At 71.5% G+C, this 22,933-nt stretch carries 23 protein-coding genes; 21 read left to right on the top strand and 2 right to left on the bottom strand.

Annotated elements, in window-relative coordinates:
* The first annotated feature begins 7 nt into the window (after positions 1-7).
* The 15 genes from PUR61_RS32155 (at position 8) to PUR61_RS32085 (ending at position 13,998) form a co-directional block, all read left to right on the top strand.
* Positions 8-655 (top strand): L-threonylcarbamoyladenylate synthase, encoded by a 648-nt coding sequence (locus PUR61_RS32155; protein WP_329883022.1) that lies wholly within the window; start codon positions 8-10, stop codon positions 653-655.
* 29 nt (positions 656-684) lie between these two features.
* Positions 685-1,326, top strand: coding sequence for an arsenate reductase/protein-tyrosine-phosphatase family protein (locus PUR61_RS32150; protein ID WP_329883206.1), 642 nt, complete (start codon positions 685-687; stop codon positions 1,324-1,326).
* A gap of 162 nt (positions 1,327-1,488) precedes the next feature.
* The gene (glyA, locus tag PUR61_RS32145; RefSeq protein WP_329883021.1) at positions 1,489-2,781 is read left to right on the top strand and encodes a serine hydroxymethyltransferase; all 1,293 of its coding nucleotides are present in this window, start codon (positions 1,489-1,491) and stop codon (positions 2,779-2,781) included.
* 160 nt (positions 2,782-2,941) lie between these two features.
* Positions 2,942-4,303: an MraY family glycosyltransferase gene (locus PUR61_RS32140; RefSeq protein ID WP_329883020.1), complete on the top strand. Its 1,362-nt coding sequence runs from the start codon at positions 2,942-2,944 to the stop codon at positions 4,301-4,303.
* 291 nt (positions 4,304-4,594) lie between these two features.
* Positions 4,595-5,038: a hypothetical protein gene (locus PUR61_RS32135; protein ID WP_329883019.1), complete on the top strand. Its 444-nt coding sequence runs from the start codon at positions 4,595-4,597 to the stop codon at positions 5,036-5,038.
* A 285-nt stretch (positions 5,039-5,323) separates the two neighbouring features.
* On the top strand, positions 5,324-6,136 hold the full coding sequence (gene atpB, locus PUR61_RS32130) for a F0F1 ATP synthase subunit A (protein ID WP_329883018.1): 813 nt from the start codon (positions 5,324-5,326) through the stop codon (positions 6,134-6,136).
* A gap of 95 nt (positions 6,137-6,231) precedes the next feature.
* Positions 6,232-6,468, top strand: a complete 237-nt coding sequence (gene atpE, locus PUR61_RS32125; RefSeq protein ID WP_329883017.1) for an ATP synthase F0 subunit C — start codon at positions 6,232-6,234, stop codon at positions 6,466-6,468.
* Between the two features lie 34 nt (positions 6,469-6,502).
* Entirely contained in the window at positions 6,503-7,060 is a 558-nt protein-coding gene (locus PUR61_RS32120) for a F0F1 ATP synthase subunit B (protein ID WP_329883016.1), read from the top strand.
* Positions 7,057-7,872 (top strand): F0F1 ATP synthase subunit delta, encoded by an 816-nt coding sequence (locus PUR61_RS32115; RefSeq protein ID WP_329883015.1) that lies wholly within the window; start codon positions 7,057-7,059, stop codon positions 7,870-7,872. Before PUR61_RS32120 ends, PUR61_RS32115 begins: the two co-directional genes overlap by 4 nt.
* A 156-nt stretch (positions 7,873-8,028) precedes the next feature.
* Complete coding sequence (gene atpA / locus PUR61_RS32110; protein WP_329883014.1) at positions 8,029-9,603, top strand: F0F1 ATP synthase subunit alpha; 1,575 nt, start codon at positions 8,029-8,031, stop codon at positions 9,601-9,603.
* A 32-nt stretch (positions 9,604-9,635) separates the two neighbouring features.
* Positions 9,636-10,550 (top strand): F0F1 ATP synthase subunit gamma, encoded by a 915-nt coding sequence (locus PUR61_RS32105; RefSeq protein WP_329883013.1) that lies wholly within the window; start codon positions 9,636-9,638, stop codon positions 10,548-10,550.
* A 2-nt stretch (positions 10,551-10,552) separates the two neighbouring features.
* Positions 10,553-11,998, top strand: a complete 1,446-nt coding sequence (gene atpD, locus PUR61_RS32100) for a F0F1 ATP synthase subunit beta (protein ID WP_329883012.1) — start codon at positions 10,553-10,555, stop codon at positions 11,996-11,998.
* Between the two features lie 186 nt (positions 11,999-12,184).
* Positions 12,185-12,568 (top strand): F0F1 ATP synthase subunit epsilon, encoded by a 384-nt coding sequence (locus PUR61_RS32095; protein ID WP_329883011.1) that lies wholly within the window; start codon positions 12,185-12,187, stop codon positions 12,566-12,568.
* 148 nt (positions 12,569-12,716) lie between these two features.
* Positions 12,717-13,217, top strand: coding sequence for a DUF2550 domain-containing protein (locus PUR61_RS32090; RefSeq protein ID WP_030302766.1), 501 nt, complete (start codon positions 12,717-12,719; stop codon positions 13,215-13,217).
* A gap of 208 nt (positions 13,218-13,425) precedes the next feature.
* The gene (locus PUR61_RS32085) at positions 13,426-13,998 is read left to right on the top strand and encodes a cob(I)yrinic acid a,c-diamide adenosyltransferase (protein WP_329883010.1); all 573 of its coding nucleotides are present in this window, start codon (positions 13,426-13,428) and stop codon (positions 13,996-13,998) included.
* Between the two features lie 25 nt (positions 13,999-14,023).
* Here PUR61_RS32085 and PUR61_RS32080 read toward each other — a convergent pair whose 3' ends face one another.
* The gene (locus PUR61_RS32080; RefSeq protein ID WP_329883009.1) at positions 14,024-14,623 is read right to left on the bottom strand and encodes a hypothetical protein; all 600 of its coding nucleotides are present in this window, start codon (positions 14,621-14,623) and stop codon (positions 14,024-14,026) included.
* Positions 14,624-14,781: 158 nt separating this feature from the next.
* Between PUR61_RS32080 and PUR61_RS32075 the strand changes: the two genes are divergently transcribed.
* The 5 genes from PUR61_RS32075 to PUR61_RS32055 all read left to right on the top strand — a co-directional run bounded on the left by PUR61_RS32075 (position 14,782) and on the right by PUR61_RS32055 (position 21,044).
* Positions 14,782-15,993: a sensor histidine kinase gene (locus tag PUR61_RS32075; RefSeq protein WP_329883008.1), complete on the top strand. Its 1,212-nt coding sequence runs from the start codon at positions 14,782-14,784 to the stop codon at positions 15,991-15,993.
* A complete protein-coding gene (locus PUR61_RS32070) occupies positions 15,990-16,640 on the top strand; it encodes a response regulator transcription factor (protein WP_329883007.1) in 651 nt (216 codons plus the stop codon). Before PUR61_RS32075 ends, PUR61_RS32070 begins: the two co-directional genes overlap by 4 nt.
* Positions 16,641-16,821: 181 nt before the next feature.
* Entirely contained in the window at positions 16,822-17,691 is an 870-nt protein-coding gene (locus PUR61_RS32065) for a 3-hydroxyacyl-CoA dehydrogenase family protein (protein WP_329883006.1), read from the top strand.
* A 416-nt stretch (positions 17,692-18,107) separates the two neighbouring features.
* A complete protein-coding gene (locus tag PUR61_RS32060; protein WP_329883005.1) occupies positions 18,108-18,440 on the top strand; it encodes an STAS domain-containing protein in 333 nt (110 codons plus the stop codon).
* A 192-nt stretch (positions 18,441-18,632) separates the two neighbouring features.
* Positions 18,633-21,044 carry an ATP-binding protein gene (locus tag PUR61_RS32055; RefSeq protein WP_329883004.1) on the top strand — a complete coding sequence of 804 codons (2,412 nt, stop codon included), beginning with the start codon at positions 18,633-18,635 and terminating at the stop codon, positions 21,042-21,044.
* Positions 21,045-21,117: 73 nt separating this feature from the next.
* Here PUR61_RS32055 and nucS read toward each other — a convergent pair whose 3' ends face one another.
* Positions 21,118-21,777: an endonuclease NucS gene (gene nucS / locus PUR61_RS32050; RefSeq protein WP_329883003.1), complete on the bottom strand. Its 660-nt coding sequence runs from the start codon at positions 21,775-21,777 to the stop codon at positions 21,118-21,120.
* A gap of 514 nt (positions 21,778-22,291) precedes the next feature.
* Between nucS and PUR61_RS32045 the strand changes: the two genes are divergently transcribed.
* Complete coding sequence (locus tag PUR61_RS32045) at positions 22,292-22,684, top strand: SCO5389 family protein (RefSeq protein WP_329883002.1); 393 nt, start codon at positions 22,292-22,294, stop codon at positions 22,682-22,684.
* Positions 22,685-22,933: the final 249 nt, after the last annotated feature.

Below are 22,933 nucleotides of genomic sequence, written 5' to 3'. Positions count from 1 at the left end.
CGCACCGATGAGCCGCCGCTACGACTGTGCCGACGCAGGGGACCGCGCGACGGGCCTGCGCGAGGCCGCCTCTGCCATCCGCCGGGGCGAACTCGTCGTGCTGCCCACCGACACCCTCTACGGGGTCGGTGCGGACGCCTTCTCGCCGGAGGCCGTCGCCGCCCTGCTCGCCGCCAAGGGCCGTGGCCGCAACATGCCCTCACCCGTCCTGGTCGGCTCGCCGACCACCCTGCACGGGCTGGTCACCGACTTCTCCGAGCAGGCCTGGGAGCTGGTCGACGCGTTCTGGCCGGGCGGGCTCACCCTGGTCGCCAAGCACCAGCCCTCGCTGCGCTGGGACCTCGGCGAGACCCGGGGCACGGTCGCCGTCCGGATGCCGCTGCACCCGGTCGCCATCGAGCTGCTGAACACCACCGGCCCGCTGGCGGTCTCCAGCGCCAACCGGACCGGCGGGCCGTCGCCGTCCACCTGTGACGAGGCCGAGCAGCAGCTCGGCGACGCCATCTCGGTCTACCTGGACGGCGGCACGGCCGACCACGCGCGGGCCTCGTCGATCGTCGATGTCACGGGCAAGGTCCCGGTGCTGCTGCGGGCCGGCGCGATCACCGCCGAGCAGCTGAGGGAGGTCGTCCCCGACCTGGAGGCCGGCAGTTGACGGCCGCCTCCCTCCATGCCGGGCCCGGCATATCGCCGTACCTGGCCGTGGGCCCCAGGCCGCTGGACCACTTCCGGATCCTGTACGTGTGCACCGGCAACATCTGCCGCTCGCCGATCGCCGAGCGGCTCACCAGGCGTGAGCTGGACACCCGGCTGAACCCGCGGGTGGCCGGCCGCATCCTGGTGGAGTCGGCCGGCACCTGGGGCCACGAGGGCGCACCGATGGAGGACCACGCCGCCACGGTGCTGGACGAGTACGGCGCCGACAGCGGCGGCTTCACCGGCCGTGAGCTGCTGGACGAACACGTGGTCGAGGCCGACCTGGTGCTCACCGCGACCCTGGACCACCGGGCCCAGGTCATCTCGATGGGGCACGAGGCCGGCCTGCGCACCTTCACCATGAAGGAGTTCACCCGCCTGGTCCGGACGATCGACCCCGGCACCCTCCCGGACCCGCGACGCGGCGCCGACGTGACCGAGCGCGCCCGCGCGCTGGTCCGGGCCGCCGCCTCGCTGCGCGGCTGGTTGCTCGCCGCCACCCCCGAGTCGGACGAGGTGCACGACCCGTACGGCGCGCCGATCGGCATGTTCCGCAACTGCGGCGAGGAGATATTCCACGCGGTCGACCCGGTGGTCACCGCGCTCACCGGGGTTCCCGCGCGCTACTGAGCAGGGCGGCCCCGTAGGCCGTGACCGTCCGGGCGCCCGGGCGGGTGCATCCCGGCCCGCGCCGCCGCGCCGCTCCCGGGGGCCGGTCCTACGCTGGAGGAACCCTCACCCTCTCCCGGCCTCCGACCGGGAGGTGGCCCCATGCCGCCCGGGAGCCCCGCCATGACCGTCACCGATGCCGCGACCGGTTCCACCGAGACGACGGGGCGCCGGTGGGCGTCCGGGGCGCCCGACGAGGTCCTCCACCGGGCCGACCCCCAGATCGCCGACCTGCTCGCCGCCGAGGCCGAGCGGCGGGCCGAGACGATCCAGCTGCTGGCCGGGGAGAACCTCACCAGCCCGGCCGTGCTGGCCGCGCTCGCCGGCCCGCTGATCGACAAGTACGCCGAGGGCTACCCGGGCCGGCGCCACCACACCGGCTGCGCGCTGGCCGACGCCGCCGAACTGCTGGCCGTCGACCGGGCCCGCGCGCTGTTCACGGCGCCGCACGCCAACGTCCAGCCGCGTTCGGCCACCTCGGCGATGCTGGCCTCCTACGCGGCGCTGCTGCGGCCGGGGGACGCGGTGCTGGCGATGTCGCTGGAGCACGGCGGCCACCTCAGCTGCGGCTCGCGGGCCAACTTCTCCGGCCGGTGGTTCGAGTTCGTCGGCTACGGGGTGCGCCGCGAGGACGGGCTGGTCGACCTCGACCAGGTCCGCGAACTGGCCCGCCTGCACCGCCCCAAGGCCATCGTGGCCGGCTCCATCTCGCACCCCCGGCACCCGGACTGGGCCGCCTTCCGGGAAATCGCCGACGAGGTGGACGCCTACCTGGTCGCCACCGTCGCGCAGACCACCGGCCTGATCGCGGCGGGCCTCGCACCCTCCCCGGTGCCGTACGCGGACGTCACCGTGGCCGCCACCCACAAACTGCTCCGGGGGCCGCGCGGGGGCCTGCTGCTCTCCACCGCCGAGCTGGCCGACCGGATCGACCGGGCGGTCTTCCCGTTCACCCAGGGCGGCGCCGCGATGAACGAGGTGGCCGGCAAGGCCGTCGCCCTGGCCGAGGCCGCCACGCCCGCCTACCGCGCGTACGCGCACCGCACCGTCGCGGGGGCGCGGGTGCTGGCGGCGGGGCTCGAAGCGGCGGGGGCGCGTCCACTGACCGGCGGGACCGACACCCACCTGGTGACGGTCGACGTCGGCCCGCTCGGGGTGAGCGGCGCCGAGGCGGAGCGTCGCTGCGCCGTCGCCGGACTGCTGCTCGGCAAGTGCGCGCTGCCGTACGACCAGGCGCCGCCGTCCGAGGCCTCCGGCATCCGCCTGGGCACCGGCACGGTGACCTCCCAGGGCATGGGCGAGAGCGAGCTGACGGAGATCGCCGGGCTGATCGGACGGCTGCTCGCCGGGGGCACGGACGTCCGGGTGGGGGAGCGGGTCCGGGAGCTGGCGGGGGCGTTCGCGGGCCGCCGCTGACCGGATGAACCGATCTCCTACCCGGTAGGGCGAACCGCGATGCACGCACCCGGCGTCCGACTCAATAAGGTGTGTGCCGTGGCGACGCACCTCGAACCCCGGACAGGCACGGGCGTACCTTCGGTACCCACCCGTCGGACAGTGCAGCAGGAGGCCAGTGGTGCGTGAGTATCTGCTGGTGCTGTTCTGCACCGCGGCCGTCACCTACCTGCTGACCGGCCCGGTGCGGAAGTTCGCCATCGCGGCGGGGGCTATGCCCCCGGTCCGCGCCCGCGACGTGCACCGCGAACCCACCCCGCGGCTCGGCGGCATCGCGATGTTCGGCGGCCTCTGCGCCGGCATCCTGGTCGCCTCCCAGCTGGACAACCTGAGCAAGGTGTTCTCGCAGGGCACCGACATCCGCGCGCTGCTCTCCGGCGCCGGGATCATGTGGCTGCTCGGCGTGCTGGACGACAAGTGGGGCGTGGACGCGCTGGTGAAGCTGGGCGGCCAGATGATCGCCGCCGGCGTGATGGTGTGGCAGGGCGTCACGGTGATCACCCTGCCGGTGCCCGGCTCCGGCCCGGTCGCGGTCAGCCCCACCCAGGGCATGGTCATCTCGGTCACCCTGGTCGTCGTCATGGTCAACGCGGTGAACTTCATCGACGGCCTGGACGGCCTGGCCGGCGGCATGGTCTGCATCGCCGCGATGGCCTTCTTCCTGTACTCCTACCGGCTCTGGTACGGCTACACGATCAGTGACGCCGCCCCCGCCGTGCTCTTCAGCGTGCTGCTGATCGGCATGTGCCTGGGCTTCCTGGCGCACAACATGCACCCGGCCCGGATCTTCATGGGCGACTCCGGTTCGATGATGCTGGGCCTGATGCTGGCCGTCGCGGCGATCTCGATCACCGGCCGGGTCGACCCCGACCTGATCACCAGCGAGACGGGTTCGCAGACCCTCACCGTGCACGCCCTGGTGCCGATCTACATCCCGCTGCTGCTGCCGCTGACGGTCATCGCGCTGCCGCTGGCGGATCTGCTGCTCGCCGTGGTCCGCCGCACCTGGGCCGGCCAGTCGCCGTTCGCCGCGGACAAGCGGCACCTGCACCACCGACTGCTCCAGGTCGGCCACTCGCACAGCCGCGCCGTGCTGATCATGTACTTCTGGGCCGCGCTGATCGCCTTCGGGACCGTCGCCTTCTCGGTCACCAACACCGGCCGCACCCTGGTGCTGATGCTGGCCGGGCTCTGCCTGGTCGGCCTGGTGGTGCTGCTGACCCCGCGGTTCCGGCCGCGGGCCCCGCGCGCGGTGCAGGCCTTCGTCCCGCCGCGCTACCGCCGCCGTCCGGCGGGCCGGAAGCCCGCCCCGGCGGCGGTGCGCGAGGAGGAGGGCACGGCCCTGACCGCCGAGTCCGCCTCGGAGTCCGCCACCGAACCGATGGCCGAGCTGTCCGCCGAGGACAAGCGACTGCTCGGGGGGCTGCCGAAGGGCTCCTCCGCGACCGGAAGCCGTGGCCACGGCCACGGGCGCGGCCGGTAGGGCGAAGTGACGTCCTGTCAAGCCGCCTCACCCGTTCGGCGGCACTGTTGGGCCATCAGTGTGACAGGTACCACACATTCATGGTAAAGCTCTCATCAAATAGTTTGTGATACCGTTCACGAGTACCGAGAACACGCCGAAAGACCTCACAGGTGGATGACTTCCGTCCCTGGCCGGTCTCCCTCGACGGACTCGCCGCAGAGCGGCCGGTCCGCGGCGGTTCCGGTCCGGTGTCACCATCACGTTCTGTGCCCGTCCCCCCGCCATCGACATGCCGCCGGAGTTGCCGACATGCCGTCCAACGACGCCCGGATCCTCCGAGGCGCCGCGATCCCCACTGCGGTCGCCGGAGTCCTCGCCATGGCGATCTCCTTTGCAGTCGCGGGTGGCAAGGGCTTGCTCGGCGCCCTCTTCGGAACGCTGCTGGTGATGGCCTTCTTCACCTCGGGTCAGGTCGCGCTCGACCGGCTGACCAGGTCGAACCCGCACATCATGATGGCCGCGGCGCTGCTCGTGTACACGACGCAGATCCTGCTGGTCGGCATCGTGCTGGCCGTGTTCAAGGACACCGAGCTCTTCAACCGGCAGGCCTTCGCCTTCACGCTGCTCGGCTGCGCACTCATCTGGACGGGGTTCCAGGTGCGCGGCGCACTGAAGGCGAAGATGTTCTACGTCGACCCCAACGCCTCTGAAAACAAGGGCAACAAGCCGTCCGACAAGGGGCGTCAACAGTGACGGCGCCCCTCTGTCCCCCCAACGAGGGGGGCGGTGTTTATGCCGCGCTGACGGGCTGCTATCGTCCGTCGCAACAACGGAGTACGGGAAGAGGCCAGGTCTGTCCGCACGGCGGACCGATCGCCCCCCGGATCCGCGCAGTCTTCGATGATCCCGCGGCGGTGCAGCGCACTGCCGGGCGGGGTCGGCGAGAAACCCATCAAGTTCCAGTGCCGCTCCGTGGTCGCAGGCCACGCCGACACACCGAGGTTGCCGTAACCATGCGTCACGACGAAGGAGTCCGTGGTGAGTGCTGAACTCACGTCCCTCGCCTCAGGCAGTTGCCACTTCGGGGACGCTGGCTGCGGCTTCCCGGCCCCGGGTCTGAACGAGTTCCAGTTCGAGCCGATTTTCACGATCGGCAGCTTCGAGTTCAACAAGCCGATGCTGCTGTCGATGATCGTTGCGGTACTGGTCGTTCTGTTCTTCTGGGCCGCCTTCGCGAAGCCGCGGCTCGTCCCCGGCAAGCTGCAGCTGGTCGGTGAGATCGGCTACGACTTCGTCAAGCGCTCCATCGTTCTGGAGACGATCGGCAAGAAGGGCGAGAAGTACGTCCCGATGCTCGTCTCGATGTTCTTCTTCATCTGGTTGATGAACATCATGTCGATCATCCCGTTCGCCCAGTTCCCGGTGACCGCGGCGATCGCCTTCCCGGCCGGCCTCGCAGCCGTCGTGTGGCTCACCTACATGACGCTGACCTTCAAGAAGCACGGCTTCGTCGGCGGCTTCAAGAACCTCTGCTGGCCGTCGGGCATCCCCGGCTGGGTCATGTTCATCCTGGTGCCGATCGAGTTCTTCTCGAACATCTTCGTGCGCCCCTTCACGCTCGCGGTCCGAGCCTTCGCGAACATGTTCGCCGGCCACCTGCTGATCGTGATGTTCTCCATCGCCTCCTGGTACCTGCTCAGCCCGACCCTGGGCGCGCTGTACGGCACGGCCTCCTTCGTCGTGACCATCGCGCTGACCGCCTTCGAGCTGCTGGTCCAGTTCCTGCAGGCCTACATCTTCGTGATGCTGGCCAGCAGCTACATCGCCGGTGCCCTCGAAGAGGCGCACTGAGCCTGGGGCCCCCGGCCCCACCCCCGAACCACACCTCCCGGAATGCCCGGTGGCCAATCACCACCGGTTCACCACCCCTGCAAAGGACAACTGCAATGAGCTTCCTCGCTGAGGGCACTGTCTACGGTTCCGTCGCCTCGATCGGCTACGGCCTCGCCGCCATCGGCCCCGGCATCGGCGTCGGTCTGATCTTCGGTAACGGTGTCCAGGCCATGGCCCGCCAGCCCGAGGCGGCCGGTCTCATCCGCGCCAACATGTTCATCGGCTTCGCGCTCACCGAGGCCCTCGCTCTGATCGGCATCGTCATGCCGTTCGTCTTCGGCAACAAGTAATCCCGCCGAAGACCCTTTCGAGGAAGGTCCAGATATGAGCATCGCGGCGCAGCTCGCGGCCGAGGAGAAGATGAATCCTCTCCTCCCCGCGTGGCCCGAGATCATCATCGGCCTGATCTGCTTCTTCATCGTCTTCGGTCTGCTCGGCAAGAAGCTCCTCCCCAGCATCGAGAAGGTGCTGTCGGAGCGCCGGGACGCCATCGAGGGCGGCATGGAGCGCGCCGAGGCCGCCCAGGCCGAGGCCCAGGCCCTGCTTGAGCAGTACCGCGCCGAGCTCGCCGACGCGCGTCACGAGGCTGCCCGCATCGTCGAGCAGGCTCGCGAGCAGGGCGCGGCCCAGCTCACCGAGATGCGCGAGGAGGGCCAGCGTCAGCGCGAGGCCATCGTCGCTGCCGGCCACGCCCAGATCGAGGCCGACAAGAAGCAGGCGTCCGCCGCCCTGCGCCAGGACGTGGGCTCGCTGGCCTCCCAGCTGGCGTCCCGCATCGTGGGCGAGTCCCTTGAGGACTCCGCCCGGCAGAGCGGTGTCATCGACCGCTTCCTGGACGAGCTGGAGTCCAAGGCCGCCGTTGCTCAGGGCGCGGCCAAGTGATCGGCGCCAGCCGCGAGGCCCTCGTCGCCGGGCGGCAGAACCTGGAGAGCCTGACCGATTCCACCTCGGTGGACGCGGCCAAGCTCGCCGAGGAGCTCACCGCCGTCACGGCCCTGCTGGACCGTGAGGTGTCGTTCCGCCGCGTGCTGACCGACCCGTCCCGGTCGGGTCAGGACAAGGCGCAGCTGGTCACCTCGCTGCTGTCCGGCCAGGTTTCCGGCGAGGCTGTCGACCTGGTCTCCGGCCTGGTCCGCTCCCGCTGGTCGGGCGCGCGTGACCTGGTCGACGCGGTCGAGGAGCTGTCCTCGTACGCCGAGGTCATCGCCGCCGAGAAGGCCGGTGCCCTGGACGACGTCGAGGACGAGCTGTTCCGGTTCGGCCGGGTGGTGAGCGGCTCCAACGAGCTGCGCTCCGCGCTGACCGAGCCGAAGGCCGGCGCCGCCGCCAAGGCTGCGCTGATCAGGAAGCTGCTCGGCGGCCGCGCCAACGCGGGCACCGTCCGGCTGGTCACCAGCCTGGTCAACAACCCGCGTGGCCGTAGCCTGGAGCAGGGCCTCGAGTCCTACTCGAAGCTCGCCGCCGCGCGGCGCGGCCGAGTGGTGGCCCTGGTCACCACCGCGGTGCCGCTGTCGGACAGCCAGAAGGAGCGCCTGTCGGGTGCTCTCGGCCGGCTGTACGGCCGCCAGGTCCACCTGAACATCGACGTCGACCCCGAGGTCGTCGGCGGTGTCCGGGTGCAGATCGGTGACGAGATCATCGAGGGCACCGTGTCGAGCCGCCTTGAGGGCGCTCGCCAGTCGCTCGAAGGCTGAACACACCCAAGCAGCACATCCGACCCTCGGTCGGGAACCGGCTCCACCGGAGTCGGCAAATCGTACGGCCGGTTCATACGACCCGGCCGAGAGTCGAGTACTTGCGGCCCTCAATGGCGGGCCGAGGATCGCAAACTAGGAGAGCAGGGAAGCCTGATGGCGGAGCTTACGATCCGTCCGGAGGAGATCCGGGACGCGCTGGCCGACTTTGTCCAGTCGTACCAGCCGGACGCCGCCTCTGTGGAAGAGGTCGGCACGGTCACTGACGCAGCGGACGGTATCGCCCATGTCGAGGGCCTGCCCTCGGTCATGGCCAACGAGCTGCTGAAGTTCGAGGACGGCACGCTCGGCCTCGCGCTGAACCTCGACACCCGCGAGATCGGTGTCGTCATCCTCGGTGAGTTCGGCGGCATCGAGGAGGGTCAGACGGTGCGCCGCACCGGCGAGGTCCTCTCGGTTCCGGTCGGCGACGGCTACCTCGGCCGCGTCGTGGACCCGCTGGGCAACGCGATCGACGGTCTGGGCGACATCGCTTCCACCGGCCGCCGTGCCCTGGAGCTGCAGGCCCCCGGCGTCATGGCCCGCAAGTCGGTCAAGCAGCCGCTGCAGACCGGCATCAAGGCCATCGACGCGATGACCCCGATCGGCCGCGGCCAGCGTCAGCTGATCATCGGCGACCGCCAGACCGGCAAGACCGCGGTGGCCGTCGACACGATCATCAACCAGCGCGACAACTGGCGCTCGGGCGACCCGGAGAAGCAGGTCCGCTGCATCTACGTCGCCGTGGGCCAGAAGGGCTCCACCATCGCGTCCGTCCGTGGCGCCCTGGAGGAGGCCGGCGCGCTGGAGTACACCACCATCGTGGCCGCTCCCGCCTCCGACCCGGCCGGCTTCAAGTACCTCGCTCCGTACACCGGCTCCGCCATCGGCCAGGAGTGGATGTACGACGGCAAGCACGTCCTGATCATCTTCGACGACCTGTCGAAGCAGGCCGAGGCCTACCGTTCCGTTTCCCTGCTGCTGCGCCGCCCGCCGGGCCGCGAGGCGTACCCGGGCGACGTCTTCTACCTGCACTCCCGCCTGCTGGAGCGCTGCGCGAAGCTGAACGACGAGCTCGGCGGCGGCTCGATGACCGGTCTTCCGATCATCGAGACCAAGGCCAACGACGTGTCGGCGTACATCCCGACCAACGTCATCTCCATCACCGACGGCCAGTGCTTCCTGGAGTCCGACCTGTTCAACGCCGGCATCCGCCCGGCCGTGAACGTCGGTATCTCGGTCTCCCGCGTCGGTGGCTCCGCCCAGATCAAGGCCATGCGCTCGGTCGCCGGCCGTCTGCGCCTGGACCTCGCCCAGTACCGTGAGCTGGAGGCCTTCGCCGGCTTCGGTTCCGACCTGGACGCGGCCTCCAAGGCCCAGCTGGAGCGCGGTGCGCGCATGGTCGAGCTGCTGAAGCAGGGCCAGTACCAGCCGTTCCCGGTCGAGGAGCAGGTCGTCTCCATCTGGGCCGGCACCACCGGTCAGCTGGATGACGTCCCGGTCGCCGAGATCCGCCGCTTCGAGCGCGAGTTCCTGGACCACGTGCGTCTGCAGCACAAGGACCTGCTCGCCGGCATCGTCGAGACCGGCCTGCTGGCCGACGGCACCGTCGACGCGCTGGCCACCGCGATCGGTGCCTTCAAGCAGGGCTACCAGACCGCTGACGGCAAGCTGCTCTCCGAGCAGGCCTGAGTCCGGTAGCGAGGGAAAGGACGTAACGACCCATGGGAGCACAGCTTCGGGTCTACAAGCGCCGGATCCGCTCTGTCACCGCGACGAAGAAGATCACCAAGGCGATGGAGATGATCTCCGCAGCGCGCATCGGCAAGGCGCAGCGCTCGGTGGCCGCCTCCACCCCGTACGCCGACGAGCTCACCCGGGCGGTGACGGCGGTGGCCACCCGGTCCAACGCCAAGCACCCGCTCACCAGCGAGAACCCGAACGCCACGCGTGCCGCAGTCCTGCTGATCACGGCGGACCGCGGTCTGGCGGGCGGCTACTCGTCCAACGCCATCAAGGCCTCGCTGGCGCTCTCCGAGCGTCTGCGGTCCGAGGGCAAGGACGTGGTGACGTACGTCGTCGGCCGCAAGGGCGTCTCGTTCTACGGCTTCCGTGACCTCGCCGTCGCGGAGACCTGGACGGGCTTCTCGGACAAGCCGACCTACGGGGACGCCAAGGCCGTCTCGGCCGCGCTGATCGAGGCCTTCACGGCCGAGACCGGTGGCGTGGACGAGGTCCACGTGATCTCGACCCGGTTCGAGTCGATGCTGACGCAGACCGCGGTCGACGCCCGGCTGCTGCCGCTGAAGCTCGACGAGGTCCAGCTCAGCGACGAGTCGTCCGCCAAGGCGGAGATCTTCCCGCTCTACGACTTCGAGCCGTCGGCGGAGGGCGTCCTGGACGCTCTGCTGCCGCGGTACGTGGAGAGCCGGATCTACAACGCGCTGCTGCAGTCGGCTGCCTCCGAGCACGCCGCCCGCCGCCGCGCGATGAAGAGCGCGACGGACAACGCCGGCGAGCTCATCAAGTCGCTCACGCGGCTTGCCAACTCGGCCCGTCAGGCCGAGATCACCCAGGAAATCAGCGAGATCGTCGGTGGCGCGAACGCGCTCGCTGACGCGAGCCGCGGGAGCGAATGAGTATGACTACCACTGTTGAGCCGACCACGGCGACGGGCCGCGTCGCGCGGGTCATCGGCCCGGTCGTCGACGTGGAGTTCCCCGTCGACGCGATCCCGAACATGTTCAACGCCCTGCGCGTCGAGGTGGACAACCCCGACGGCACGGGCAAGAAGGTCCTCACCCTTGAGGTCGCCCAGCACCTCGGCGACGGCCTGATCCGCGGCATCTCGATGCAGCCGACCGACGGCCTGGTCCGCGGTTCGCAGGTCACCGACACCGGTGCCGCGATCTCGGTGCCGGTCGGCCAGATCACCAAGGGCAAGGTGTTCAACGCCCTCGGTGAGGTGCTGAACGTCGACAAGGACGAGTTCGAGTCGCAGGTCCAGGTCCGGTGGCCGATCCACCGCAAGGCCCCGGAGTTCAAGGACCTCGAGTCCAAGACCGAGATGTTCGAGACCGGCATCAAGGTCATCGACCTCCTCACCCCGTACGTGACCGGTGGCAAGATCGGTCTGTTCGGTGGTGCCGGTGTCGGCAAGACCGTTCTGATCCAGGAGATGATCTACCGCGTCGCCGAGAACTTCGGTGGTGTGTCGGTCTTCGCCGGCGTCGGCGAGCGTACCCGTGAGGGCAACGACCTCATCGACGAGATGGTCGACTCGGGCGTTCTGGACAAGACCGCGCTGGTCTTCGGCCAGATGGACGAGCCGCCGGGCACCCGTCTGCGCGTCGCGCTCTCCGCGCTGACCATGGCGGAGTACTTCCGTGACGTCGAGAAGCAGGACGTGCTCCTCTTCATCGACAACATCTTCCGGTTCACCCAGGCCGGTTCCGAGGTGTCGACCCTGCTCGGCCGTATGCCCTCCGCGGTGGGTTACCAGCCGAACCTGGCCGACGAGATGGGCCTCCTGCAGGAGCGCATCACCTCGACCCGCGGTCACTCGATCACCTCGATGCAGGCGATCTACGTCCCCGCGGACGACCTGACCGACCCGGCCCCGGCCACCACCTTCGCCCACCTGGACGCGACGACCGTTCTGTCGCGCCCGATCTCGGAGAAGGGCATCTACCCGGCCGTCGACCCGCTGGACTCCACGTCCCGCATCCTCGACCCGCGGTACATCGCGCAGACCCACTACGAGACGGCCATCCGTATCAAGGGGATCCTGCAGAAGTACAAGGACCTCCAGGACATCATCGCCATCCTCGGTATGGACGAGCTGTCGGAGGAGGACAAGATCACGGTCCACCGTGCCCGTCGCATCGAGCGCTTCCTCTCGCAGAACACCTACGTGGCGAAGCAGTTCACCGGCATCGAGGGTTCGACCGTGCCGCTGTCCGAGACCATCGAGGCCTTCAACTCGATCGCGGACGGCAAGTACGACTCCGTCCCGGAGCAGGCCTTCTTCATGTGCGGTGGCATCGAGGACCTGGAGCGCAACGCCGCTCAGCTGGCGAAGAAGTAATCGCGGCCGGTAGCAGTCGAGCGTGATCGTGAGGGGTGGGCCCCAGCCCTGGGACCCACCCCTCACGTCGCACCGGCTGTGATTCCGGTCAAATCCGTGCCGCCGGTTTCATGCCGGGGGCGCGGGCCCGTTATTCTTACCGAAACTCCCGAGTAATCGGGGGTTGCATGAGCCTAGGAGCCCACGTTGGCTGAGCTGCACGTCGAGCTGGTCGCAGCCGACCGCAAGGTGTGGTCCGGTGCGGCCACCATCGTCGTCGCCCGTACGGCCTCCGGTGACACCGGCATCATGCCGGGTCACACCCCGGTGCTGAGCGTGCTGGAGACCGGTCCGGTCACCATCCGGACCACGGACGGCGGCACCGTGATCGCCGCGGTGCACGGCGGCTTCATCTCCTTCGCCGACAACAAGGTGTCCCTCCTCGCGGAGATCGCCGAGCTGGCGGACGAGATCGACGTCGCGCGTGCCGAGCGCGCACTGGACAAGGCCAAGTCGGACCTCGACGCGCACGCCGAGCGTCGCGCCGAGGTGCGTCTGTTCGCGGCGCGCGGCCTCAAGGCCCACGCCTGAGTGCGCCGGACCCCGCCTGAGCGGGGTCGACCGACGGTCCCGGGGACGCCTGAGCGTGACCCCGGGACTGTCGTCTCAGTTGGTAGGTCAACGCGGTCGCCTGGTACGACCGAAACGGGGAACGCGGGTAGCGAGGAGGTAGGTGAGCATGGTCCTCGCCCTTGTGGTGTGTGCGGCGGTCGTGGCGCTCGGTGTGATCGGGTTGGTCGCGTTCGCGGTACGCCGCCGTGTGATCCAGCGGGTCGGCGGAACGTTCGACTGCAGTTACCGGCTCAAAATGCCCGCCGACGCCTCGACTCAGCCCGACCTCGACGAGAACGGCAAACCCACCTCAGCCCCGGTCCCCCAGACCGACGGCAAGGGGTGGGTTTTTGGTATCGGCCGGTACAGCGGCGACTCCATCGAGTGGTTCCGGGTCTTCTCGTACGCTCCGCGCCCCCGCAAGGTCCTGCCGCGCCGGGAGATCGAGGTGCTGGGCCGGCGCTACCCCGAGGGGCAGGAGGAGCTGGCCCTGCTCTCCGGCTCGGTCGTGCTGCGCTGCCTCCACAACGGCGCGCCGCTGGAGCTCGCGATGAGCGACGACGCGCTGACCGGCTTCCTCGCCTGGCTCGAAGCCGCACCCCCCGGGCAGAGGGTCAACGTCGCGTAGCGGCGAGACCCTCGGGGTGGGGGTCCCCCCGGCCGGAGGCTGGGGGAGGTCAACGTCGCGTAGCGGCGAGACCCTCGGGGTGGGGGTCCCCCCGGCCGGAGGCTGGGGGAGGTCAACGTCGCGTAGCGGCGAGACCCTCGGGGTGGGGGTCCCCCCGGCCGGAGGTCAGGGGTTAACGTCGCCTAACCCCGCGGCTAGTCTTGGCGCCATGGTCAATCTGACGCGTATCTACACCAGGACCGGCGACGACGGCACCACGGCGCTGGGCGACATGAGCCGTACGACCAAGACCGATCCGCGCCTGGTCGCGTACGCGGACGCCAACGAGGCCAACGCCGCGATCGGTGTGGCGATCGCGGCGGGTGCGCTGCCGGAGGACGTCGTCACGGTGCTCACCCGGATCCAGAACGACCTCTTCGACGTGGGCGCCGACCTGGCGACCCCGGTGGTGGAGGACCCGAAGTACCCGCCGCTGCGGGTGCTCCAGTCCTACATCGACAAGCTGGAGGGGGACTGCGACCACTACCTGGAGTCGCTGGAGAAGCTGCGCAGCTTCATCCTCCCCGGCGGCGCCGCGGGCGCTGCGTACCTGCACCTGGCCTGCACGGTGGTCCGCCGGGCCGAGCGGGCCACCTGGGCGGCGATCGAGGCACACGGGGAGAGCGTCAACCCGCTGACCGCCAAGTACCTGAACCGCCTCTCCGACCTGCTGTTCATCCTGGCCCGGGCGGCCAACAAGGAGCGCGGCGACGTGCTCTGGGTGCCGGGCGACAACCGCTGACCCGCGGTCGCCGGTACGGCTGCCGCTACAGCTGCTGGTGCTGCCGCGGGATCTCCCAGCCGACCACGTGGCCGTCCTCGACGATCGCGCCGGCCGGCGGCTCCTTCGGCCAGATCGCGTAGCAGGCGGCCACGATCAGGTTGATCCCGGCCACCATGCTCAGCCGCAGGTACCAGGCGGTGAAGGTGGAGAAGGCGGCGGCGCCGGCGGAGAGCGGCACCATGAGGGTGATCAGGCCGAGCGTGACGCCCGCCGAGACCGTGGTGCGGCCGGCGACCTGCCACTCGTAGCGGGTCCGCGCCGGCCCGTACTTGGGAGGGCGCGCGGGCTTGGGGCCGCCGGCGAAGCGGTACTGGAAGTGCCGGTCGGCCCAGCGGACCAGGGACGGCCCGAACCCGAGGGAGAAGCCCGCGTAGCTCGCCGCCAGCGCGTGCGTCCAGCTCGCGGTGGCGCCGCCGCGCAGGTCGAGCACGGCGAGGGTGAACAGGGCGAGGTCCAGGACCGGCAGGCCGATCAGCAGGGCCGTGCTCACCGTGCGCAGCCGCAGCACGTAGCGGGCGGTCAGGGCCAGCCCGAGGACGACCCAGAAGGCGACCTCGGCGGCGAGGATGAGGGTGACGATCATGGCGGGCCTCCGGGTTGTTCGGTGGTGCTACCAGCCTTCCGCGCGCCGGTCCGCGCGTCGTCGTCGCCGGAGCCGAGTCCGGGCTGCACCTTTCGATGTACGCGCACTCCTCCCCGGACCCGAGCCGCCGGTCCGGCCGGGGATGATCTGATGGGGCTGTGCGCAGACCCACTCTCACTCCGCGGCAGGAAGACCGGGCGATCGCGGTCTTCGGGCTGCTCGGCGGGCTGTTCCTGATCTCCGTCAAGGTCTACGACGGCTCCGAGCACGTCGCCCGCTGGGCGGTCGTCCCACCGCTGGTGGTGATGGCCTCGCTGGAGCTGGTCCGCCGGAGCAGGCCGGTCCTCATCGCGACGGTCGGCGGGATCGTCTTCGCGGTCAGCATCTTCAACGGCGCGCTCCTGGCGACCACCCTGATGTACACCGACCTGCTGTACGCCGCGGTGCTCTACGGCAACCCGAAGATGTCGCGGGTGCTGCACCTGACCGGTGCGGCCTCGGTGCTGGTGCTGTCCACCCTGGTGCTGATCTACAGCGACGCGCCGACGGCCGTGGCCGTCGTGGTGCTGACCACGCTGGTCTACCTGGCGCCGGTCTGGACCGGCGACATCGTGCGCAAGCACCGCGAGGAGGCGGAGTTCCAGCGGCTGCGGGCCGAGCAGACCGCGCTGCTCTCCGAGATGGACCGGCGGGAGGCCGTCGTCGTCGAACGGGCCCGGATGGCGCGGGAGTTGCACGACGTGGTGGCGAACCACCTGTCGGCCATCGCGATCCACGCCACCGGCGCGCAGTCGGTCGCCCGGCGCCAGCGGCGTCCGGAGGACGATCCGCTGGTGGAGGTGCTGGGTGTGATCCGGGAGAACAGCGTCCAGGGATTGACCGAAATGCGCCGCATCATCGGCCTGTTGCGGGACAGCGGCGGGGGAGAGGCCGACGCGTCGTACGCCGCGCCCGACCTGGACGCGGTGGACGCGCTGCTGGCGAAGGCCCGGGCGGCCGGGCAGGACGTCGGGCTGGGCTTCGAGCTCACCGAGCGTGGCGACCGCGGCTCGCTGCCGGTGCCGGTGGGTCTGGCCGCGTACCGGATCGTCCAGGAGTCGCTGACCAACGCGCTCAAGCACGCGGGGCCGGGCGAGGTCCGGGTGCTGCTGGAGTTCCTGCCGGAGGAGTTGCGGATCGTGGTGTCGAGCCCGTTCCGCCGCGGCGCGGGGCAGTCGCTGCCGGGTGCGCGGGCCGGGCTGGTCGGCATGGCCGAGCGGGCCTCGCTGCTGGGAGGCGGCTTCGAGGCCGGTCCGGAGGGCGAGTGCTGGACCGTCCGGGCGGTGCTGCCGCGGGCGCTGGTGACCGAGGGAGAGGGAGGGCGGGCATGACGATCCGGGTGCTGGTGGCGGAGGACCAGGCGGCCGTGCGGGCGGCGCTGGTGATGATCCTGCGGGCGGAGCCGGACCTGGAGGTGGTCGGGCAGGCCGCGGACGGCGAGGAGGCCGTCCGGCTGGCGCTGGAGCTGCGGCCGGACGTGGTCCTGATGGACGTCCAGATGCCCCGGCTGGACGGCGTGTCGGCGACCCGCGAGGTGGTGGCGGCCGGAGCGGCCCAGGTGCTGGTGCTGACCACCTTCGACCTCGACGAGTACGTCTACGGGGCGCTGCGGGCCGGGGCGGCCGGGTTCCTGCTGAAGGACCTGGAGGCGGACACCCTGGTCGAGGGGATCCGGACGGTGGCGCGCGGGGACGGCATGCTGGCCCCCTCGGTGACCCGGCGGCTGATCGGCACCTTCGCCCGTCCGGAGCGTCAGGTGGGGCCGGCGGTCCGGGCGGCGGTGACGGGGCTGACCCCGCGGGAGCGGGAGGTGCTCACCCTGATCGGCGCGGGCCTGCCGAACGGTGAGATCGCCCGGCGGCTGGAGATGGCGGAGGCGACCACCAAGACGCACGTCAGCCGGATCCTGGCGAAGCTGGGTCTGCGCAGCCGGGTGCAGGCGGCGATCCTCGCCCAGGACCTTGGGCTGACGATCTGATCAGCTGACCTTCTCGCCTGCTCGGGTCCGGCGCAGATCACACCTTCGGATCGCCCCATGTCGACCGTTCGGGCACTAAAGTCCGGCCCATGAGCGACGCGGCTCGGCGCCGGTGATCCCTGCCCTGAGCCGCCTTCAGGGCCCGCCCGCCAGGGCGGCGACGGCATCGGGAGACCAAGCCATGAGCAATGTGTCCAGTAAGCGGATCGCCGTGATCGGTGCCGGCCTGATGGGCGCCGGCATCGCCCAGGTCTCCGCGCAGGCAGGGCACCCCGTGGTCCTGCGCGACGTCACCGAGGAGGCGCTCCTGCGCGGCCTCGCGGGCATCCGCGCCTCGTACGACAAGTTCGTCTCCAAGGGGCGGCTGACCGCAGAGGACGCCGAGGCGGCGCTCGGCCGGATCACCACCACCACCGACCTGGACGCGGTCTCCGAGGCCGACATCGTGGTCGAGGCGGTCTTCGAGCGGCTGGACGTCAAGGAAGGCGTCTTCAAGGAGCTCGACAAGCTCGCCAAGCCGGGTGCGGTGCTCGCCTCCAACACCTCCGCCATCCCGATCACCCGCATCGCCGCCGCCACCGGCCGCCCGGAGTCGGTCGTCGGCGTGCACTTCTTCTCGCCCGTGCCGCTGATGAAGCTGGTCGAGCTGGTCCGCGGCTACAAGACCAGCGACGAGACGCTGGCCACCGCCCGGGCCTTCGCCGAGGGCGTCGGCAAGGACGTCGTGGTGGTCAACCGCGACGTGGCCGGCTTCGTCACGACACGTCTGATCACCGCGCTGGTCGTCGAGGCCGCCAAGCTGTACGAGTCGGGCGTCGCCAGCGCCGAGGACATCGACGCCGCCTGCCGGCTCGGCTTCGGCCACCCGATGGGCCCGCTGGAGACCGCCGACCTGACCGGCGTGGACATCCTGCTGCACGCCGCGCGGAACATCTACGAGGAGACCCAGGACGAGAAGTTCGCCGCCCCCGAGATCATGGCCCGCATGGTCACCGCCGGCGACCTGGGCCGCAAGAGCGGCCGCGGCTTCTACCCGTACCCGGCCAAGTGACCGGTCGGCGCCGCTGAGCCCGCGGGCCGTGCGGTCGGAGCACCGCACGGCCCCGCTCCGGGGTGGGTGAGTTTCCTCACGCCGGTGTCGCAGACGGGTGATTTGGGCGGTAATCGAGCGTAGGTGTGGAGAGTTCCTGCGTATATTCCCTCGGACGAGTGAAGTTGCTTCAGATCTGGCCGGAACCAGCAACCCGCGGGGCTGGTTCGCCGTCAGATGAGGGGGAACCCGGGATTCCGGCCGGGGCCGGGCGTGGGGCCGCAGGCCCGCCCGAATCGACACCGTCATCGATACCGACATCGACCACCGACCGACACCGACACCCCCGCATCCTGACCCGGCACGGCCGGGGCGGACGCAGCGGGACGACCCCGACCAGATCCGCCACGCAGGTCCGCCACGCGGAGGAGGAGAGCATGCGCATCACCGGCAACCACGTGGCGCTGGCCATCGAAGGCCGCCTCGACGTGCGCACCGCCGCCGACGCGCGGGCCCGGCTGCACCAGGCCGTCGACGGCGGCCTGGGCGACCTCGTGCTCGACCTCGCCCGGCTGGAGTTCTGGGACGCCACCGGCCTCGGCGTGATCATGGGCACCCACCGCCGGGCCGGCCGGATCGGCCGCCGCCTGGTGCTCCGCTCCGTCCCGGCCCAGCTCCAGCGGCTGCTGGTGGCCACCCGGCTGCACCGGATCCTCGCCGTCGAGGGCATGATCGCCGAACCCCGCGGTGCCACCCTGCCGGTGCTCTGACCGGCGGTCGCGCGGCCGCGGACGCCCGGTGCCGGGAGGCCGCTGTGCGGGCGGGCGCGGATGTGCGAGAGTCTGGCGTCAGGAAACGGCCGCCGGGGCCGAGCCCGGCCCCCCGGCCTTCGACCGGGAGGTGCCCCCGGTCCGCGGGCGGCCGGACGAAGTCGTCGGCGCGAGCGTGGGGCGGAGCAGATCGTGGGACAGCCATCCGGTGAGTTCCGGCAGGAGGCCGTACGGGCCCGGAGCGGTGAGCTGGTCACCGGCGGGCTGCTGGTGACCGTCGGCACCCCGGAGGGATCCGAGGTGCGCCCCTGCCCCGACGAGTGGCGCCCCAGCCCCCGCCGGACCGAGCGCAGCGGCCCCGCCCGCGGCCCGTCCGGTGACGCCGGCCGCCAGGTCGGCCCGCTCGCCCTCGGGGCCGGGCCCGCGGACCTGCCGCTGCTCGACCGCGAGGCCGACGTCGCCCAGCTGCTCGGCCTGCTCGCCGAGGGCCGCTCCATACGCCTGGTCGGCCAGGCCGGATCCGGCCGCAGCGCCCTGCTGTCGGCCGTCGCCGAGTCGGCCGGCGACCTCGCCCCCGGCGGCGTCGTCCAGCTCTGCGGCCACCGCCGCACCGCCGCCGACCTGCTCCAGGACCTCTTCGCGGCCACCCACCACGCCCCCGGCTTCCGCCCCGACCCGGCCCAGCTCGCCGAGCACCTCGCCCGGGTCGGCGCGATCGTCGTCGTCGACGAGGTGGAGCCCTCCGGGCCGGAGTTGGAGCAGTTCCTCGCCGCCGCGCCCGACTGCGCCTTCCTGATCTCCGTCGCCCCCGACAGCCCGCAGCTGACGCCGGACTCCCGGCTCCGCGACCACCTGGTCGCCGGCCTCTCCCGGCCCGCCTGCCTGGCACTCGCCGCCCGGCTGGCCGGGCGGCCCCTGGACGCGGCCGAGAAGGCCTGGGCGGTGGACCTCTGGTTCGAGTCCGAGGGCCTGCCGCTGCGGTTCGTCCAGGCCGCCGCGCTGCTGCGGCAGCGGGACGTCGCGGTGGACGCCCTGGTCGCCGCCGAGGACGACCGCATGGACGTCTTCGGAGCCGTCCGGGAGCCGGTCCACGACCCCGACCCGGCGGTCCGTGAAGCCGCGCTGCGCGGGAACGTCCCGCTGCCCTCGGTCGCCGAGTCCACGCTCCCCGCCGTCCGGCTCGCCGAGGGCCTCGGGGAGACCGCCCAGGCCGTACTGCGGCTCGCCGTGGCGCTCGGCGGCGAGTGCCCGACCGCCCCGCACCTGCCCGCGCTGATCGACGTCGGCCAGGGCGAGAACGCGCTCGCCGAGCTCGCCGACGCGGGGCTCGCCGTCTCCATCGGCGGCCACCACCGGCTCACCGCCGGGGCGCTGGAGCTGCTCGCCCCGCACTGGCCCGCCCGCGGCAGCGTCGACGGCGCCGCGCAGCACTTCGCCTGGTGGGTCGGCCACTCCTCGGTCTCGCTGGCGCAGATCGCCGCCGAGGCCGAGGTGGTGATCGGCGTACTCCTGGCCGACCGGGCCGCGGGACGGCACGCCTCCGTACTGCGGCTGGCCCGGGCGGCCGCCCCGGCGCTGGCGCTGGCGCTGCGCTGGGGGGCCTGGGAACGCGCCCTGCAACTGGGTCTGGAAGCCGCCCGGAAGGCCGGCGCGCGGGTCGACGAGGCGTGGTTCCACCACGAGTTGGGCGTCTACGCGATCTGTGTGCGGGAACCCGGCCGGGCCACGGCCGAGTTGGAGGCCGCACTCGCCCTGCGGGCCGCCCTCGGCGAGCAGCGCGGGGCGGCCGGCGCCCGGCGGATGCTCGACCTGCTGCGCGCCGACGGCCGGCAGCTGCCGCCCGCCGCGCCGGCCGGCTCCGGGTCCGCCCGCCGGCCCGTCATCCGGGCCATCGTCCAGGTGCCCCTGCGGCTCAGGGCCACCACCACGGGCCCCGGCCGCACCAGGCGCACGGTGATCGCCGCCTCGGCGGCCGTGCTCGCGCTGGGCGTCCTCGGTACGGCGGTCGCGATGACGGCCGACGGGGAGCCGAAGGGAACGGATCCGCACAGCAGCAGCGACGACGGCTCCCTGCCGACCGGCACCCGGCCGTCGCCCCGCTCCGGCAGCCCCCGGCCGACCGCCTCGGGGCCCTCCTCCACGGCCGCGCCCGAGACCTCCGCCCCGACGGCCCCGCCCACGGCCGAGGAGCCCGAGGACGGGCCCTCGACGGGCGCCGGCGCCTCGCGGTCACGGTCGGCCTCGCCGTCGGCGTCGAAGCGGCCGAGCCGGTCGCCGAGCACGGGGACGACGAGCACCGCCCCGCAGTCCACGGCCCCGGGCCAGTCGCAGTCGGCGGGCGGCGCGGGGGGAACGGGCGGCAACCCGCCGCCCCCGGGCGGCGGCACGGGCGGCGGAGTCGGCACCGGCGGGAACGGCACCACGAACGGGGGAACGGCGGGCAGAGGGTCCACGCAGCCCCCCGGAGGCGGCACGCCGCCGGTCACCCAGCCCCCGGCGACCCCGACGACCGTCCCGACGACAACGGTCCCCTCGACCACGACGACGCCGCCGGACTCGGGGAGTCCGACGGCGTCCACGACGTCCGCGTCGCCGACCGGCTGACGGTCGGCGACGCCGGGTCGACCGGGTCGGGTCTGCGGGTGGGGTCGGCGGGTCGGGTCAGGTCAGGTGCGGGTCAGAACAGCTTCAGCTTGTCGTCGTCGATGCCGCGCAGCGCGTCGTAGTCCAGGACCACGCAGCCGATGCCCCGGTCGGTGGCCAGCACACGGGCCTGCGGCTTGATCTCCTGCGCGGCGAAGACGCCCTTCACCGGGGCCAGCAGGGGGTCCCGGTTGAGCAGTTCCAGATAGCGGGTGAGCTGTTCCACACCGTCGATCTCGCCGCGCCGCTTGATCTCGATGGCGACGGTCGCGCCGTCCGAGTCGCGGCAGAGGATGTCGACCGGTCCGATCGCGGTGGGGTACTCGCGGCGGATCAGGGACCAGCCGGCGCCGAGCACCTCCATCCGGTCCGCGAGCAGCTCCTGGAGGTGTGCCTCGACACCGTCCTTGATCAGACCCGGGTCCACTCCGAGTTCGTGGGACGAGTCGTGCAGCACCTCCTCCAGCGTGATGATGAGCTTCTCGCCGGCCTTGTTCTCCACCGTCCAGACCCCGTCGGCGACCTTGAGGACGCACGGCGGGGACATCCAGTTGAGCGGCTTGTAGGCGCGGTCGTCGGCGTGGATGCTGACGCTGCCGTCGGCCTTGACCAGGATGAGCCTGGTGGCGGAGGGCAGATGGGCGGAGAGCCGACCGGCATAGTCGACTGAGCAGCGGGCAATTACGAGACGCACGGTCGACCACGCTAGCCCACCGGGGCCAGTTGATGCGATTCCGCGACGGCCGGGTGAAGAATCCGCGAACCCCGCGAACATGGATGCCCTGCGATCCCTCGAAAGCCTGCCGGCACCCTGGCGGCCACCACCATTGGCAGCTACGGTGTGTGACGGCTTGCTTGCGGGATCGCTGTCAACGGGGATGGAGACTTCAGATGAACGATCCGACGGGATCCGGCCAATCTGGTGCACCGGGGCTCATTCCCGGAGCAATCAGCCGGAACCACCGGTCCGGTCCGCCGTTGACTGCCACGCTGTTCTGAGCGGTTGGCGCCCCCGACCACGTCCCTCAACGGGTCCTCGGCGCCCCCGCCTCGGCGCGGTGCCGGAAACACGGCCGTCCGACGGCGTCACACCCGTCCGACGGTGTTCCGGACATCCCGCGCTTCACCCTCACCCTCACCCTCAGCTCGGACTTGGACTACGCACCACCACCCGTGCGCCGCGCGGGTGGACCGCGAGAGGAGAATCCATGTCGCTCGACGTCTCACCGGCCCTGCTGGAGAAGGCCGAGCGGGACGAGGTCGACGAGCGGGAGTTCGTCGACTGCGTCCGCGTCTCCCTGCCGTACGCCTGGGACCTGATCAGCTCGCTGGTCGCCCAGGCGAAGGTCGACGGCACCGACTTCGCCGACAACCAGGTACCTCCGCCCAGCGAGCAGGCCCGTGGCCAGCTCCTTCGGGCGCTCGCCAGTGACGCCATCCGGGGTGCCCTGCAGCGGCATTTCGGTGTCCAGCTGGCCTTCCAGAACTGTCACCGGGTGGCGGTCTTCGTGCCGTCGTCCGCCAACAAGAAGCGGTACGAGCGGTTCACCTCCGTTCGGGCGCAACTGCTCAACCAGTCCGAGGAACTGCGGGACTGCTGAGCACCGGTCGGCTCGCGCCGGATACGCCACCGGGCCGCCCGCCCCCACGAAGGGGGACGGGCGGCCCGGGCCGTGTTGTCGCCCGCTCGCCTCCGGGCCGCTTCGGTCCGGTGCCGACGGTCGGCGCTCCCGCGCTCCTTCGTCGCTTCCTCGCTTCTCCCTTTCGGCACCGGCGCGGCCCTTCGGCTCGGGGCGGGTGTCGCCCGCTCGCCTCCGGGCCTGCTCGGGGCGGGTGTCGCCCGCTCGTCT

It is taken from the genome of Streptomyces sp. BE20 (assembly GCF_036322525.1).
Lineage (GTDB): Bacteria > Actinomycetota > Actinomycetes > Streptomycetales > Streptomycetaceae > Kitasatospora.
Note: the sequence above shows the minus strand (reverse complement) of the source record. Positions and strands in the feature narration are given on the sequence as shown.